Raw genomic sequence first — 16,883 nt, 5'->3', positions numbered from 1 at the left:
TTAATATTTTCATTAAATTTTTTTTTAAGGTTAATAAAATCAATTAAAACATTTGGGAGCAATAATGAAAATAGGTCTGGTAAATGTTAAAGGTGCAGTTCCTGCTTTTGAAAACTTTGGAAATCTTCCCACCCATTTGGTTAAAAATAATGGTTTAGTTGATGGTAAAAAAGCTCATGAAGTTTTAGATGGTATTATAATTCCGGGGGGAAGTATAGTAGAGTCGGAAAGTATGACTCCTGAATTGGCCTCTGAAATAAATACCATGGCCCACAATGGAAAGTTCGTGCTGGGGATATGTTCTGGATTTCAGTCATTGGCTCTAAAAACAGATATTGGACGTAAATCGCCTTGTCCTATTGAAAAAGAAGGTCTGGGCCTTCTTGATGTTTCATTTTCCCCCATGATAAGTAACGATCGGGTGGAGGCTAAAATAACTTCTGAATCGTTTTTAACTAAAGGTCTGGTGGGAAAAACCATCAATGGATTTCACTGCCATACCTATGGTCATCTAACAGAAAACGATTCGGATAATGCAAAACCTATACTTTATTCTAAAATTAAACGTGTTAATTATACTGATGACACTCGAGAGGTTTTAGCAGGGGTTACTAATGCTGAGGGAAATGTGGTAGGGACCATGATCCATGGATGCCTAGATAATAACTCTCTTTTAGTTGAAAATATTTTAAAATTCATGGGTGCTGATGATAACGATCGACTGCAAATAGCTGAAGACAATAAAATCCTGGTTGAGAAGATTAAAGGTCAATTGGGCATTGAAACAAGCCTATCTGTGGCTAAAAAAGAAAAAATTAACTCTGGACAAGATATAGGATCTATTTCTTATGGATTGCCCCCAATAATCATGGTGGGAAGTACTGGATCTGATTCTGGAAAAACATTCCTAGTAACGGGCCTTGCCGGCGCTTTTCGTAGAAAAGGCCTTAAAGTAGGCGTTTTAAAGGTTGGTCCAGATGTTAGAGACATTGTCCCATCACTTTATCTTACTAAAGAAAAAATGGAATATCATTCTTCTATTAAAATTGGACATTTAGGTTGGATGGGCCTGGAAGATGTTTTAAAAAGTTTAAAATCATTTAATTATGATTTAGTAATCATTGAGGGAGTAATGAGTGTTTTCACTGGTCTTTTAAATGAAAAAGTTCCATATTCTTCTTCAGAAATTGCTCTTGCAGCGGATATTCCAATTATACTAGTTTCAGGATGCAGCAAAGGTGGTATTGAAACTGCTGCCCTGGATTTGGCCTCACACAGGGACATGTTGATAAAAATGGGCATTAAGGTTCCAGGAGTTATTTTTAATAGGGTTTATGATTCCCAAATTTTCCAGAAAGCTTCTCAGATATTTAAAAATGGTAATGGTCTGGAAATGATAGGAGAAGTTCCTAAAGTAAAATTAAGTAAAAGGGGAGGCACACCTGAAGTGGAAATAAAATTAGAGGAATTTTGCTTAATGGCCCTAAAAACTGTTGAAGAAAATCTGGATTTGGATAATATATTTTCTTTGGCCAAAAAACCATATTTTAATGGATATAAATCTATAAAAAAAATTGAAATGGATTTTAACTCACTATAACTATTTTTAATTAAATTATTTTATTTTTAATTCTACTTTAAAATTAATAAAAAGAAATGGAATTTTAAAAAGAGTATTCAGGGAGATTAGTTAATTAAATTTCGTAATTTTCTTTTGATTCATCATCTAAGTATTCTTCTCCATTTTCTATTTCTATCCCATTTGCTCCAATATCATAAGTTAAAAACTGGGTGGGAGTTTTGGTACTTCTCATTTTTATAATATCCATAACTCTTTCCCGACGGCCAGTATATGGATTTTCCCTTCGCACTAATTTTATAGCACCATAAACCGAGAATAATGCTAGTTCATTGAATTCACTAGAAGTAGCACTATCTAAAATAAGTACCGATGTAATTCCCCGTTGCTTTAATTCGTAAACAAGCAAATCAAACTGATTTCTAAAGTCATATGGGGTTAATTTGGCTGTATATCCTCCTAAACTATCAATAATTACCACTTCAGTTTCAGGAGGTATGTCATGAAGGATTTTAGTGAAATTCCCTTTCATAGGATCCATATCCATATTGATTTCTGCCTCAGTGATCCGGGCCCTAATACCAGTAAGCTCAATAAAGGTTAATAATCCCTGCTCTTCTAGTTCTTGGGTATTCCATCCAAATGTATTGGCTTGAACATGCAAATCATATGAATCTTCTTCTGCAGTTATATAAGCCGTAGCATATCCTTCTTCACAACTAGTTTTTGCAAATCGAAGACCGAAGATAGTTTTTCCACATCCAGCATCTCCGGTTATTAACATGGATCTTCCCACCGGAAATCCACCTAGTACATCATCTAATTTATCAATTCCAATACTAATTCTCTCCATAAAATTGCCTCCATCAATAAAACTACTTAGTCCGGTAATTAGATATTAGCAGCTTAATATCTTATTAAATGCTGTAAAAACCTGTAATATGTATTAATTGTAATTTTTTATTACTATACTTTTAAACAATAATTATACAATTTATTAGTTAATAATATTGATAATTGTACATATAAATTATAATCATTGATAAATAGTTTACTGATTTTTTAATAATTATTTTAAAGCATGGAACATTACTAAATCCTTTAAAAATAAAATGAATTTAAAAATAAACCTGAATAAACATATGATGGGAACAAAATTATTAAAATGTTTAATAAAAATTAATTTAAAATAAAATTTAAATGAGATTTATTTCTCCCAATTAATTATTCTGTAGATTCTGTGTGTACTTTTTTATTATAGATGGTGATTCTATTATTTATTTGCATATTCTTTATATGCCGCAATGAGGTCAGCACCATTTAAGAAAACAAGTCCATGTTCTTCTGCATATTTTCTAGCATCTTCAGTATTTAGGGAACCTCCAGAAACGTCATCCATCATTTCACAGCATACTGCCACTTCAGTGAGGCCGGCCATTTCCATAAGGGCGATACTCATTTCGGTGTGACCTTTTCTTTTAAGAACATGGCCTTTAGCAGCCCGTAAAAGGGTCACATGACCAGGGGCCCGGAACAATTTTCCTAAATCTTCTTGTTTACCATTTTTACAAAGTAAAGCCAGCTCTTTCATAGTGAATGCCCGATCATTATCAGTTATTCCTGTAAAAGTCTCCCTATGGTTGAGGGTAATTGAAAAAGCAGATTTTTCGTCATAGGGTATGTCATTAGGGGATAATTCATTTAGCACAGGGTATTTATCTCCAGCCTCTTCCATTATATCTGTCATAAATGGAATTCCTAGTTTATCAGAGTTTTCTGAGGATAATGGTACGCAGAATAGGCCTCCAGCATCATTTCTGATAGTGGTCATATGCTGAGGGGTCATAAACTCCGCGGCCACTATCATGTCTGTTTCTCTTTCTCGATTGTCGGCATCAAATACCAGGACTATTTCTCCGTTTTTTAGTGCTTCTAAAGCTTTTTGAATCATGTAATCACGACTTTTGAATGAATTATTTAATTTAAATATTTTTATTTGCTATTTAAATGAACCGTGTATATTAAACCGAATTCTTTTATTTAATCAGTTATAAATCCTATTTTTTAAATTATGATATTAACCGCCAAAACAAAGATTAATCTATTGATATTGTCACAGAATCTCCATCTCGCACATTGAGAGTTTCTCTAACATTTTCAGATGTAATAAACTCCAAAAATTCTTGGGGGTGATGGGTTTTTACCGGAAAAATCACAGCACCTTCTAATTGGTCTTGAAGAGTTGCTTTGATGAATTCAACATCTCCAAAGTCTCCTTCACCATTTACAATTTCCGCGTTTTTTTCACGAATTTCATGAACATTTTCCAGATCTTCTTTTTCAATAAGAATGTTGAAAGTACCTTCAAATGGTCGGTATCCTAGCTTTTCTTGAAATTGATGGACATATATTTCCTGAGACATAAAATAACTGCCTTTTTGTGATCCGGAAGTTACTAATCCTTTTATTTTCATTTTAATTCCTTCTTAAATGATTAATATTTTAATAAGTTATTAAAGAATTATTGAAATCATCTCTTACATTTCCATTAATTAATTTATAATTTATATATAACTATCTCTAATTTAAATTAATTAAAACATTAGTTAATCACTATTATAGTATTAGTATTAATAAAATAATAATTGGGGATTGATTATTTTGATTGTCAAATAAGCTAATAAAGTCTTTTTATCTTATTTTTATTAAAAATTAGTTTAAAAAAATCTGAATACTATTTTATATAAATTTAATTCATATATTTTTATTTTTTATTATTATATTAATATTTCTATTTGTTATTAATGGATTAGTTTATTAGTAATATCTTACTCACCTAATCATAAGTAATACTGTTAATAATTATTTGTGGGTGGGGAATACTTGAAAATTTATAATATTTTGCTATTAATATCAATATTTGTGGTTTTAAATATGGGCTGTGTATTTGCTGCTGGCCCAGATACTAATTATACCAATGATTCTGATTTTGATAAAGGGGATTTGACTGGATTAGAGTATAACAGTACTCATAACCAGCTGCAGCTTTCTAATAGTTCTAGTTCGGTGAATCCTTTTATCTGGGTCCCTAATAGTAATGAAGGAACGGTTTCTAAAATAAATACTATCACTGGTATGGAAGTGGCCCGGTATAAAACCAGTAACCTTACTTATTCCAATCCTTCCAGAACCACCGTGGATCTGGATGGTAACTGTTGGGTGGGAAACAGGAACATAGGTACTGTGGTTAAAATTGGGCTTTTAGAAAGTGGCCAGTGGATCGATCGTAACCATAATGGGGTGGCAGATACCTGCCGTGATGTGGATGGTAATGGGGTAATTAATTCCACCGAGATTCTTCCCTGGGGCGCGGACGAATGTGTATTATGGGAAGTAATTTTAATTCCAGGAAGTGAGGGTAATTTTGTTCCAGGCAAATATAATGGCTCCTATGTAAATGATTATTATAATCCGGGGCCTCGTGGTCTGGCCATTGATTCCAAAAATAATCTCTGGGTGGGAACCTATGGGACCATGAAATATTATTACTTGAATGGTTCAGATGGTCAGATTTTAAAGACAATTGATGTTTCATCTGTAGGCCACACGCCTTATGGTGCAGTAATAGATCAGAATGGAATTCTCTGGTCTTCAGGAAACACAGGTAATAATGTTTTAAGATTGGATCCTTCCAATAATACTTTCACTCGAATCAATCTTCCCCATAAATCATATGGTCTGGCTCTGGATCGCAACAATCATTTATTTGTCTCAGGACTGGATCACTATCGCATAACTTGTATAAATGTTTTAAATGGGACTATTTTATGGACAAAATCTGCTTCCTATGCTCAGGGGATAACTGTTTCTGATGACGGTGATATCTGGACTGCAGATAATGTTAAGGGAACGGTTACCCGTTACTCTAATAATGGTATTTTTAAGGCAACTATTATTGTGGGAAGAACTCCCAGTGGGGTTTCTGTGGACAATATGGGTAAAATCTGGGCAGTGGATACCAATGATGAATATATTCACCGTATAAATCCCGCTAATAATCAAACCGATGGTGAGGGAAACATTGTCAATGGGGTAGAATTATCCAAAAGAATAGTGGGAGGAACCCATTATGGATATAGTGACATGACAGGGGCCTTATCCAATACCATCACCACTAATCATGGATCATGGGATTTAATTCATGATTCTGGCATAAATAATGCCTTATGGGGTGTTATATCCTGGAATGCTTATATTCCTAATGGTACTAGTGTGAATGTACGTGTTAGAAGTTCTAATGATAAAGTTAATTGGTCTAGTTGGGAAGAGGCAATAAATGCTGAATATTTAAAATCAACACCTAATGGTCGATATTTGGAAGTGGAAACAACTCTGGAGAGATTTAAGGGTAGTGTTTCTCCTATACTTTATGATCTCTCAGTTCGGGTATTAAAATCAGATATTAATATTATAAATGGCATAAATAATTCAGTTCCTAAATTAGGAGACACTATTAAGCTGGTTACAGTGCTTACTAATAATGGCCCGGATTCTGCCCATAATATAACTGTAGTTGCGAATATTCCAGTTGGTTTTACACCAGTAACTCCCACCATTGGTGTTTTTAATGGTAGTGTGTGGACTATTAATACTTTAATTCCTGGTGAGATTGCTATACTGGAAGTTATAGGTAATATAACTCAAAATCTAACCAGTAAAAACATTACTTACTCTGCTAATGAAACCCATAATGAATATGACTCTAAGACTAATCCACCAGCCACGATTAACTTCTATGTTCCTTTTTCAGATATTAAGCTGGATTATTCTCTTAAAAATGGTAAGCCTACTTTGATAGTGAGGAATATTGGGCCAGATGGTGCTTTCAATATAAATATTAAAACATCTATTCCAAAGGGTTATACTCCTAAAACCTCGGGTGGTACTTATAAAGGAGGCACCTGGACTATAACTTCTATTCCTTCTAATGGATCCTTTACTATGACTTTGGTTCCATTACGTGGTAATAAGACTCCTAGTACTTCTGATCCTTCCAGTCCAGGTCATCATGGTTCAATTAATAATCATCATGAAGTGAATCAAAATTCTACTCAGGTAAATGCAAGTTCTTCTTCTCAAACTAGAAAAGGTTCTTCAGTTCCTATGCAGCAGACTGGGGTTCCTATTAATTTCTCTGCCATTGCCATTCTTTTCATGTTCTTTGCAGCCTATCTAAATAAAAATGACAATGAAATCAGGCCTAATAAATGGCTGATATTGTTCATTGTCTTGTTTTTGGCCTTGCTCTGTATGGGAAATGTAGGGGCGGCCGATACTAATTATACTAGTGATGATGATTTCTCTAAGGGTACTTTTAATAATGTTAATGGGTCTGATGGTTCCTTGAAGTTGGCCAATTCATCTAATGCTGCTCGTAACTATATCTGGATACCTAACAGCAATGAAGGAACTATTTCTAAAGTTAATGTGAAAACGGGTCAGGAAGTGGCCCGTTATAAGACTAATCCTGCATCTAATGCAGAACCAGTACGTATCGCAGTGGATAGTCAGGGTAATTGTTGGGCTGCCAACAGGGTAACAGGTTCTTTAATTAAAATTGGTTTGTATGAAAATGGGGTTTATGATGATCGAAATCATGACGGTATTATTCAAACCTGTCATGATGTGGATAAAAATGGTATTATAACTCCTGATGAGGTTTTAAACTGGGGATCTGATGAATGTGTAACGTTGGAGACAATTATAATTCCTGGTAAAGAGGGAGTATTTCATCCCGGATCATATAGTGGGGGCTATGCTGCTTATGGTACTGGCCTGACCTCTCTGGTATTGGATAATAAAGACAATGTCTGGTTGGGTATTGGTGAGAATCAAACTTTAATGTATATTAATGGCTCCAGTGGGGAGTTTTTGAAGAGTTACAATGTCATGGCATATGGTCACAGTCCAAGCTATGCGGTAATTGATAAAAATAATATTTTATGGTCTGGAGGAAGTAATTTAATGCGTTTGGATCCAAGTACTGGTTCCATCAGTGTAACTAACTTAGATTATAATATTTTTAACATAGCTTATGATGGTGATGATCATATATTTACTTATGGTGTCCATCCTCACTTTTTATGGCCAGATAGTCGTTTTTCACGGATTAATATTGAAAATAATACTTTGGACTGGACACAACTTCGACCTGCACGTATGCATACTGCATCAATGGTTTTAGATGAGAATGGCGACCTTTGGATGGCAGAATATTACAAACACTGGGTTTATGGTAAAAGAACAAGCTTTGGAGTTTATTCACATAATGGAACTCTTAAATCCAATTTTATCTCATCGATTTCTCCTTTGAGTCTGTGTTTTGATAGTTATGGTAAGTTGTGGGTTATGGATTTGGATGGGGAGTATATTCACCGTTTTGATACCAGTATAAATGGTATTGAGCTTTCTAAAAGATTGGTATCTACTAATCATAATGCCTTAGGTTATTTCACTGTTAAATCACCGGATAAGTATGAATCTGGGGCCTGGAGTGTGGTTCATGATTATGGTAGTAGTACTGGTTGGGATAATATTTCCTGGAACAGTTGGGAACCAGTGGGAACTAAGGTTTCGGTTCATGTGAGAAGTTCCAATGATCAAATTAACTGGTCCAACTGGGAAGATGCTGGTAATGGCCTGTCAATAAAGATGACACCTCCTGGCAGGTATCTACAAGTAGAAGTTAATTTAGAGCGGTTTAATAATACCGAATCACCAGTGCTTTATGATATTAGTTTTAATCCTTTGAATGTGACAGATGAGGCCACGGATTTGGCCGTGAGTATCACAGGTAATGCTAGTAGTGTAGGCATTGGTGATACAGTTCATTTGGTTATTAGTCTTAGTAATCTGGGCCCTAAAGCGTGTGATGCTAAGTTGAATTATAAGATTCCGGTGGGTTTGAAGTTACTATCTTCTCAAGGACCGGGGGCCTATGATGAGGTTAGTGGTGTGTGGAATGCTGGTTTGTTATTAGTTAATGATACGATTAGTTTGGATTTGGTGTTACAGGCCACTAATATTGGTTATTTTGTGAATATAGTGAGTGTTTATGGTGATTTAACCAGTACACATGCACATGCTGCGAAGCCGATTGTTAAGGTTTTTAATGGTAAATGGAAGTCCACTGCGGCCATGAGTGATTCTAATGGTGGGAATAATAAGGCCAGTTTTAGTTTTGATGTTAAATCTCCGACTTATCAGACACCTAGCCATGAATATAAATGGCCTCATTTGCCAGATCCGACTCCTACTCCTCAACCTCAGCCTACTCCTACACCTAAGCCAGATAAGGAGCCTCAGCCTCAGCCTACTCCTAAGCCTAAAGATCCGCCTAAACCAACACCATCAAATGATCAATTACCCAGAGATATTGCCAGCGTACGTGATATTACTGGTGGAGTAAAAGATGCTAAAATAGCAGACTGGACACTAGATCCCTTTAATGATGATAATGATACAGAAGCATCTCATGTTGATGTACCAGATTGGGCATGGGCTCTTATTTTAGGAGGAGCCATTATTGGCTGTGTTTTAACAATTACTCCTGCAGGAACTGCCGCTAGTGAATATATACAAACAATAAAACTAGGAATTCTTGAAGCATTGGCTTCATTATGGATATATTCATCATATTTGGGTAATTCCATTAAAGAGTTCATTATAAATGCAATGACTCCTGTTTTTATTAAATATGGAAATTTTATTACACCAAATCTTCAGGAAATGTTATTTACTCCAATTACTGGTATTGGGCCAATGAATATCATCAGTCTTGGCTTAAGAAATTTAGCAGTAATGGTTCCGGCTTTAGAACCTTATATTGCTCCAGTAATAGAATCTTTGGATCAATTAACATTAATCGAGGTGGCCCAGAAACTTAAATGAATTCTTAAAAAAATAGTATTATAGGTGATATTTTATGCCTTCTCGTAATGATTTTGGGGAATATGCTTTAAAAAAACTAGAAAAGAAGTATAATTCTAGCTTAATTGACGGTTTTATGCATGATTTGAATTTTCTGCTTGATTCTGGTTATTATATTAATTTATTCGATGTTTATAGTAATTGGGAGGAGCCTGTGCCTTTGGATAGTGAGTTTACTCATGAAATTGCTTGTGAAAGTGAACTGTTGGTACTTGGTGTTGCGAATTTGAAAAATATTCCGATTAGTTTTTTATCTGATCTGATCGATTACAATACGTTTATTTTCTTTTTACCCTTTTTGGAATGGATTTATTCCATGAATTTAGAAAGACAACTGGGTCCTGATGATGTTCGTAGATTGTTTGTCAGTGATCTCGCTGAAAGAATTGTTTTTGCTTTAGAAGATTTTGATACTACAAAAGAAACATTTAAAGTCACACCCGAGTTTTTCCAAGAACTTAGAGAAGTTAAATGGGATAATAAAAAAACTAAAAAAATTTTTAACGAACTAGAAAATATTTTATCTCTTTTTGCTTTTGAAAATTATGGGTTTAAAGAGAGTTCCTTTAAAACTAAACAAGAATGGATAGTTTTGTTTTTAGCAGGATGCAGTGCACTAAAAGAGAATAGGCAAAAAATAATCACTAAAGACGTTTTAATCGCTTATAAAACATTATTTAAAATTATTAAAACGGACATATCTAAATTAATTTAGTCACGAGATTTCTAAGGATTAAATGCCTAAATTTCCTGTGCTTATGATATTAGTGTTAATGCTTTGAATACAACTAGTGAGGCCACGGATTTGGCCGTGAGTATCACGGGTAATGCTAGTAGTGTAGGTATTGGTGATACGGTTCATTTGATTATTAGTCTTAGTAATCTGGGCCCTAAATCGTGTGATGCTAAGCTGAATTATAAAATACCCGTAGGTTTGAAGTTATTATCTTCTCAAGGGCCAGGTGTTTATGATGTGGCCAGTGGTGTTTGGTCTGCTGGTTTGTTATTAGTTAATGATACGATTAGTTTGGATTTGGTTTTGCAGGTTGGTATGGTTGGTTGTTTTAATCATGTGGTGGATGTTTTTGATAGTTTGAATATTTCTAATAATCATATGGTTTGGTCTATGGTTTGTGCCAGTGTGCTGGGTAGTGTTACGCCAACGGTTATTAATTCCTCTGCATTTGATGGATTAAAACCAATCGATAATGGAAATGGTGGGTCTGGTAGTGGCAGTGGAAATGGAGGATCAGGCAATGGAGGAAATGGTGGTAATGGTGGAGGATCCGGAGGTGCAGGTGGATCTGGTAATGGAGGTAAAGGGGGCGGAAATGGTGGTGGAAGTGACGGTGGTGATGACCAAAAACCTAAACCCAGCATAAACAAAGGTAATGGTCAGCTTTATCGTGATCAGATGTATATAAGAGATTATGTAGGATATGTAGGTTCTAATAATCACGATGGCTCTGATGATCAAGGAGGATCAGATTCACAAATTCCTAGTATGCCGGATTGGACTTTACAACCGCCAGGATCAGAAGATGATAAAGTTGAAAATGGCGAGATACCTAACTGGGTTTATATGGCTTTAGCAGCAGGAATTATAATTGCTGCTGTTGCAATTAAAAAGCCAGAATGGGGAACAGCAATATTAAACGGTTTGAGAACTTTATGGAATACAATGAGATATTTCGGTGGTTCAACAAGATACTTTGCGGAAAAAGTTTTAAAACCAAATGTTAAGAATATATTTAAATTAACAGGTTCTGAAGATTCTTTTAATTCATTTTCAGCGATATTGGATGGTTTAAACCCTAATGTTGGTTCAACAGTTGTTAAATGGGTTTTGAAAAATGGATTAAATAAGATAGTGTCTAAGATTGCCCCTGATTTTGCTCCATCAATAGAATCCTCAATGGGAATGGTAATAGATGTGGTTTTCAGTGGGATAAATTTAGCAGAATTTGCTAATGATCCTCTTGGGAAAATTGAAAATATAATAAATATTTTTAATCCATATCATGGTGATAAGCAAGATGATATATTGGGTCTTACAGATCCAAGACCTTTTGGTTAATATAATAATAAATGTTTAATTATAATTAATTTATGAGGTAATCTTTATGGGTTGGTCGGATCCGCCGGAAGTTCGGTTTGCTGAAAAGTTGGAAAAAAATTTAACTGAATTAGAAAATTTGGATATAGCTGGTTTAAATGAGGTTATTTCTGAAATCAGAAATTTGGGAAAAGAGGCTTTCTATAAAAGGCTTATTAATGCTATTAAATTGAAGAAAAAGATTTATGTATCTGGTGCGAAATATTCTCGCGAAGAAGGTAGACAAATAAAATTATTAATGCTAGGTCACGATATTCTAACCAATTCTACACTTTATATGCCCTCTAAAATGGACATTATACACTTTGATCATTTTTATACCACTTATGTTTTCTTGGAGCGGGTTTATTATATGTGTTCTGGCGAGAAACTTGAACGTGAAGATCTATTGAACATAAATTTCAGTGGACTAACTGAAAAAATCATGTTCGCTTTAGATAACTTCGACGAAATCAAAAAAATACCAGAAATCGACGAAGAATTCTTCTTAAAACTCAAAGGACTAAAATGGCAAGATAACGAAAGTGATGAACTATACAAAAATTTAACTGATTCTATGTTTTTTGTAAGTGAAACAATATTCGGATCGGGATTCTTTGGAGGTCGTCCGGGAGGTTTTACGGGCACTGAAATGTTTTTTACTTTATTTTTAGCTGGTTGCAGTGCTATTAATTACGGTAGGGATGAAATTAATCAGTTTGATATAGTCCGGGCGTATAAAACTTATTTTAAACTCTTAAAAACTGATATAACTATTTACAAGGCAGATCCTAATCTTGCTCATGAATCTGGTTTCATAATATCTGAGACAAAAGGTGCTGGTTATCTGGTTTGTGATAAATGTAACAGTTATTATAAATTAGAATCTGATGAATCAGCCAATGATTTTGAGGATACTTGTGAATGTGGTGGCCATCTAGTTTATAAAAAGGAAATTTAATCCATTCTACAAACCAACGTAGAAAATATAGGGCCCCTAATATCAATTTCTTTATTATTCCCAGTAATATAATTCAAGGCCACATTATCTAGCTGTAGGTTTATGTCAGAAAGTGAGCGGGCAATGGTGCTTCTAATTTTAATTTCATCCATTCCACTAACTACCATTTCTTCTACTTTGTAGGCGGCTTGAGCAGCAAGAGCCTCTAAGTAACTGGTATTAATTGGAATTCCCTTACTCATGGCCTCTTTTATCAGAGGATCATCTAATTTTCCTTCTACTGGAACGCCTACAATATTGCCTTGATAAATGTAAACCTGATTTTTAGCGGCAGGCCCTAAAAGTCGGGTGTTGGATTCTTCTTCTACGGCTTTTAAAGTAATATTTTTGCCTAAAAATTCTCCAGAGAATATGGTAAACTCGCAGGGTGATTCTGCCGATGCATTTTCACTCCAGACAGAAATTATGTTTTCCATGAGGACCTTACCTTCTTCAGTGACCGGATAATAATTTATACGCAGCATGGTGGCCAAATCACGATCACTGAGTTCCCATTTACCATATATTTGGGGATAAACCATTTCCCTAATGTCATTGGCCTGATTCAGGACCATGGCCATTCTTTCAGCACCTACTCCCAGGTTCATGACCTCTTCATCAATACCATATTTGGAAAGGGCAATAGGGGAATACAATCCGAAGGTGGCAATTTCTATCCATTCTTTTAGCTTGGGGTGGTATCCATAAACCTCAGTTTGGGTTTCAGGAATGTAATATTTGGATTTTTTCTCATCCGGAAGGAACTTAAACTTGGAAAAACCAAAATATTCCAGTAAACTTTCAGAAATGGCCTTACCCACATCTAGGGAAACTTCTTCATCCACTACTACGCAGGAAGCTGAATGATAAGTCATCAAGTGACTTGAATCTTCGCGTTGTTCTCTTCTAAAACATCTATCAATAGAAAATAGTTTAAGGGGTAATTTAGAATGATTATGGGCATTTTGTAATGATATAAACCATCCCGATGTCATATGGGATCTCAGAGTAGTTCGACTGGATATGGGCTGTAACTCATGTATCTCTGGGAATACCTTCTCCAGAACCCGCAGGCCAATATGGTCTTTTACTTCCAGAGAGATAGAAACTTCATGTACTAAGTCGTCTCCTTCCACATCTCCCTTTTTATAACCTCTAAAAACATCTTGAAGGTCTTTTAAACGATCTTCATTAACTTCCACACCCAGTTTTTCAATTTTTTCTATTTTATCCATTCCCAAACCAATGTCTGGTCTTGGAAGACCTGCCAAGTAGAAACAGCGGTCAAGAACTGCGGGGGCTTCTGGCCCAAACTGCTTGTAAACATGTTCTTCTTCCACAAAAAGAGGGTTTATAGTTTCCTGAAAACCTAGTTGTAGGTAGGCCTGTCTTATTTGCCATATGGTGTCGTATAAAACATGTGATTTTCCGGTATTGAAGCGTAACCGGGGGTGCTGCTGGTCATGGTGTGGGGCTTTTAATAGTTTTCCACTTTCCATCCATGCCTTTTCAAAATCTTTCTTAGCCAGTTTTATAATCTTTTTCTTGTCCAAATTATGCCCCCAAAATGATTTTTGAGTTATTATGTGGTCTATAAAATTAGGAATTTTTTAGATCACATTAATTATTTTTAAATTAAGTTAAATCTTTAATTTTAAAGTTATATTAGAACTGTTAATAAACTTGTATTTGATTTATATGGTTCACAGTTATATTAATTTTTTAAATTCACTATAATTGAATTTATTTTATTTGAAAATTTTTATATTTTATATTGGTGTGGTTTTCATAAAATTATAATAATCATAATAATCAATGAAAAATCATGGAAAGCGAATTTTATAAATGTGATGTGCTGATTATTGGTTCTGGAGGCGCGGGATGTAGAGCAGCAATAGAAGTTTCTAATCACAATTTAAAACCAATAATTGTTTCTAAAGGACTATCATTTAAATCAGGATGTACAGGAATGGCTGAAGGTGGATATAATGCTGCTTTTGCCTATGTGGACTGTGACGACAACACCAACATTCACTATGAAGATACTCTAAAAGGAGGAGGCTTCATAAATGACCCAGAATTGGCCAGGATACTGGTGGATGAATCACCAGAACGGTTGGTGGATCTGGAAAATTACGGGGCCATGTTTGATCGCCAGGAATCTGGAGAACTGGATCAAAGGCCTTTTGGTGGTCAGACATTTAGAAGAACCTGCTTTCAAGGAGACCGGACCGGGCATGAAATGATAACTGCTCTTAAAGAAGAAGTTATTCGGCGGGAAATCACTACTCTGGATGAGATAATGATAACAGCCCTTATTACAGACGAAAACCGGGAAAAAGTCCAAGGTGCAGTGGGGTTATCCCTAAAAGATTCTAAAATCCTTATATTTCATGCCAAATCCACTATAATGGCCACGGGTGGTGCCGGTCAGATTTACCCGGTCACATCAAATACGGTTCAAAAAGGCGGGGATGGTTTTGCACTGGCCTGGAATGCTGGAGCAGATCTAATTGACATGGAACAGGTGCAATTTCACCCCACAGGAATGGTTTATCCCGACTCAAGAAAAGGGGTTCTGGTTACCGAGGCCGTAAGGGGAGAAGGTGGAATTCTCCTGGATAAAGAGGGTAATAGATTCATGGGTAATTATGATTCTCGTATGGAACTGGCCACGCGGGATGTGGTGGCTCGGGCCATTTACAATGAAATTAGGGGAGGAAGAGGTACTAAAAATGGGGGAGTTTTCCTGGATGTCACTCACATTGATCCCGAACTTATTGAAGAAAAGTTGGAGACTATGATTCTACAATTCCAGGATGTTGGTGTGGATATTCGTAAAGAACCAATGGAAGTAGCTCCTACTGCCCATCACTTTATGGGTGGGGTGAAAATTGATGAAAATGGTCACAGTAGTGTGGAAAATCTGTTTGCCGCTGGTGAAGTCACAGGGGGAGTTCACGGGGCTAATCGTCTAGGTGGAAATGCACTGGCTGATACTCAAGTATTTGGGGAAAGGGCCGGTAAAGCTGCCGCTGAAAACGCCTTAAAATCTGGTGATGAATTGAATCAAGCCTTTGTAGAAAAAGAAGAAAAGAGAATTCAAGGTAAAATTCAAGATGGGGATATTCCACCTCAACAGCTTAAAAAGAAACTTCAAGAAACTATGTGGGATAATGTGGCCATTATACGTAGTGAACAAGGTTTAAGGATGGCTTTGAGAACAATAAGTCAACTAGAAGGACAAATAAGTAGAATGAATGTTCCTGAGGAATCTAAGTTTAACCGCTACTTGCAGGAAGCCTTGGAAGTAGAGAACATGATCGAAACTGCCAAAATGGTTATTACTGCGGCTGTTTTAAGACAGGAAAGTCGGGGGGCCCATTACCGTGAGGACTTCCCAGAAACTAGGGATGACTGGAAAAAGAGTATAGTTTTAAATAGAAATGGTAAGATTGGCCTGATTAGTCGGGTCTGATTTTTTTTTCATTATTTTTATTAATTTTAAAAACAACTAACAATTCATAATAATATTTTTAAAAACTTATTTTTGTTCCTTAAATCATCTAAAACATAGTGGGCCCCGCTATTCAGTAATTCATTTTTAGAATACTCCCCACTGGCCACACCAATGGTCAAAATCCCAGCTTTTAAACCAGCGGCCACATCCAGAGGTGTATCGCCCACCACAAAAACATTATTTTTATTTCTCACAAACCTAAAATCATTTTCTGCCCTTTGTATGGCCTTTAAGACTAGATTTGGCCTATAATGGCTATCGCTTCCAAATCCTCCTAATTTAAAATAGTGGCCCAGGCCCACGTGATTGAGCTTGGAATAGGCAATAGTTTCTATATTTCCAGTCAGAAGTCCCAGTAGCACTTTTCGATTTTCAAGCTCTTTTAGTAGTGGCATAGCCCCATCAATTACTTTAATTTTATCATACTTTACATTAGCAATAAAATAATTGGAGATAGAATTAAGAAAATCATTTTTAAATGGACAGATGTCATTTTCATCGAGGCCTTCTGCAAGTAAAACCTCATGCATAATTTGGGGATCTGTCTTTCCATGATAGTTGATTACTTCCACCGAAGTATCCACTCCATAAATTTTCTTAAAGGCATGTATAAATGCCTGGTGATGACACTCTGAACGGTCAATAAGGGTTTTGTCAATGTCAAAAAGTACTAATGGATTCATATTATGTCCTAATTTTC

Annotated in this window: 11 protein-coding genes; 6 read left to right on the top strand and 5 right to left on the bottom strand. The window is 35.6% G+C overall.

Translation table 11 applies throughout. The features are described 5' to 3' along the window. Window positions 1–61 precede the first annotated feature (61 nt). Window positions 62–1,600 (top strand): AAA family ATPase, encoded by a 1,539-nt coding sequence (locus Q7I96_09375; GenBank protein ID MDO9627818.1) that lies wholly within the window; start codon window positions 62–64, stop codon window positions 1,598–1,600. 94 nt (window positions 1,601–1,694) lie between these two features. Here the strand turns inward: Q7I96_09375 and Q7I96_09370 are convergent, their stop codons facing one another. From Q7I96_09370 to Q7I96_09360, 3 genes are all read right to left on the bottom strand, one after another. Continuing rightward, window positions 1,695–2,432, bottom strand: coding sequence for an ATPase domain-containing protein (locus tag Q7I96_09370; GenBank protein MDO9627817.1), 738 nt, complete (start codon window positions 2,430–2,432; stop codon window positions 1,695–1,697). A 420-nt stretch (window positions 2,433–2,852) separates the two neighbouring features. Then, window positions 2,853–3,530, bottom strand: coding sequence for a 3,4-dihydroxy-2-butanone-4-phosphate synthase (gene ribB, locus Q7I96_09365; GenBank protein ID MDO9627816.1), 678 nt, complete (start codon window positions 3,528–3,530; stop codon window positions 2,853–2,855). Window positions 3,531–3,675: 145 nt separating this feature from the next. Beyond that, window positions 3,676–4,053 (bottom strand): DUF120 domain-containing protein, encoded by a 378-nt coding sequence (locus Q7I96_09360; protein ID MDO9627815.1) that lies wholly within the window; start codon window positions 4,051–4,053, stop codon window positions 3,676–3,678. Window positions 4,054–4,462: 409 nt separating this feature from the next. On the opposite strand from Q7I96_09360, the gene Q7I96_09355 reads away from it, so the two are divergent. The 4 genes from Q7I96_09355 to Q7I96_09340 all read left to right on the top strand — a co-directional run bounded on the left by Q7I96_09355 (window position 4,463) and on the right by Q7I96_09340 (window position 12,624). Then, complete coding sequence (locus Q7I96_09355) at window positions 4,463–9,529, top strand: hypothetical protein (GenBank protein MDO9627814.1); 5,067 nt, start codon at window positions 4,463–4,465, stop codon at window positions 9,527–9,529. Between the two features lie 34 nt (window positions 9,530–9,563). Beyond that, window positions 9,564–10,283, top strand: a complete 720-nt coding sequence (locus Q7I96_09350; protein ID MDO9627813.1) for a hypothetical protein — start codon at window positions 9,564–9,566, stop codon at window positions 10,281–10,283. 63 nt (window positions 10,284–10,346) lie between these two features. Next, entirely contained in the window at window positions 10,347–11,645 is a 1,299-nt protein-coding gene (locus tag Q7I96_09345; protein ID MDO9627812.1) for a DUF11 domain-containing protein, read from the top strand. A 46-nt stretch (window positions 11,646–11,691) separates the two neighbouring features. Further along, window positions 11,692–12,624: a hypothetical protein gene (locus tag Q7I96_09340; GenBank protein ID MDO9627811.1), complete on the top strand. Its 933-nt coding sequence runs from the start codon at window positions 11,692–11,694 to the stop codon at window positions 12,622–12,624. On the opposite strand, the gene sepS is transcribed toward Q7I96_09340, so the two are convergent. Beyond that, the gene (sepS, locus tag Q7I96_09335) at window positions 12,621–14,216 is read right to left on the bottom strand and encodes an O-phosphoserine--tRNA ligase (protein MDO9627810.1); all 1,596 of its coding nucleotides are present in this window, start codon (window positions 14,214–14,216) and stop codon (window positions 12,621–12,623) included. The genes Q7I96_09340 and sepS overlap by 4 nt on opposite strands. A gap of 272 nt (window positions 14,217–14,488) precedes the next feature. Between sepS and tfrA the strand changes: the two genes are divergently transcribed. Then, the gene (gene tfrA / locus Q7I96_09330) at window positions 14,489–16,141 is read left to right on the top strand and encodes a fumarate reductase (CoM/CoB) subunit TfrA (GenBank protein MDO9627809.1); all 1,653 of its coding nucleotides are present in this window, start codon (window positions 14,489–14,491) and stop codon (window positions 16,139–16,141) included. A 44-nt stretch (window positions 16,142–16,185) separates the two neighbouring features. On the opposite strand, the gene Q7I96_09325 is transcribed toward tfrA, so the two are convergent. Then, complete coding sequence (locus Q7I96_09325; GenBank protein ID MDO9627808.1) at window positions 16,186–16,866, bottom strand: HAD family hydrolase; 681 nt, start codon at window positions 16,864–16,866, stop codon at window positions 16,186–16,188. Between the last annotated feature and the right edge of the window lie 17 nt (window positions 16,867–16,883).

Source organism: Methanobacteriaceae archaeon (assembly GCA_030656015.1).
Taxonomy (GTDB): domain Archaea; phylum Methanobacteriota; class Methanobacteria; order Methanobacteriales; family Methanobacteriaceae; genus UBA349.
The sequence above is the reverse complement of the archived record's forward strand: the minus strand, read 5'-3'. Positions and strand labels throughout refer to the sequence as shown.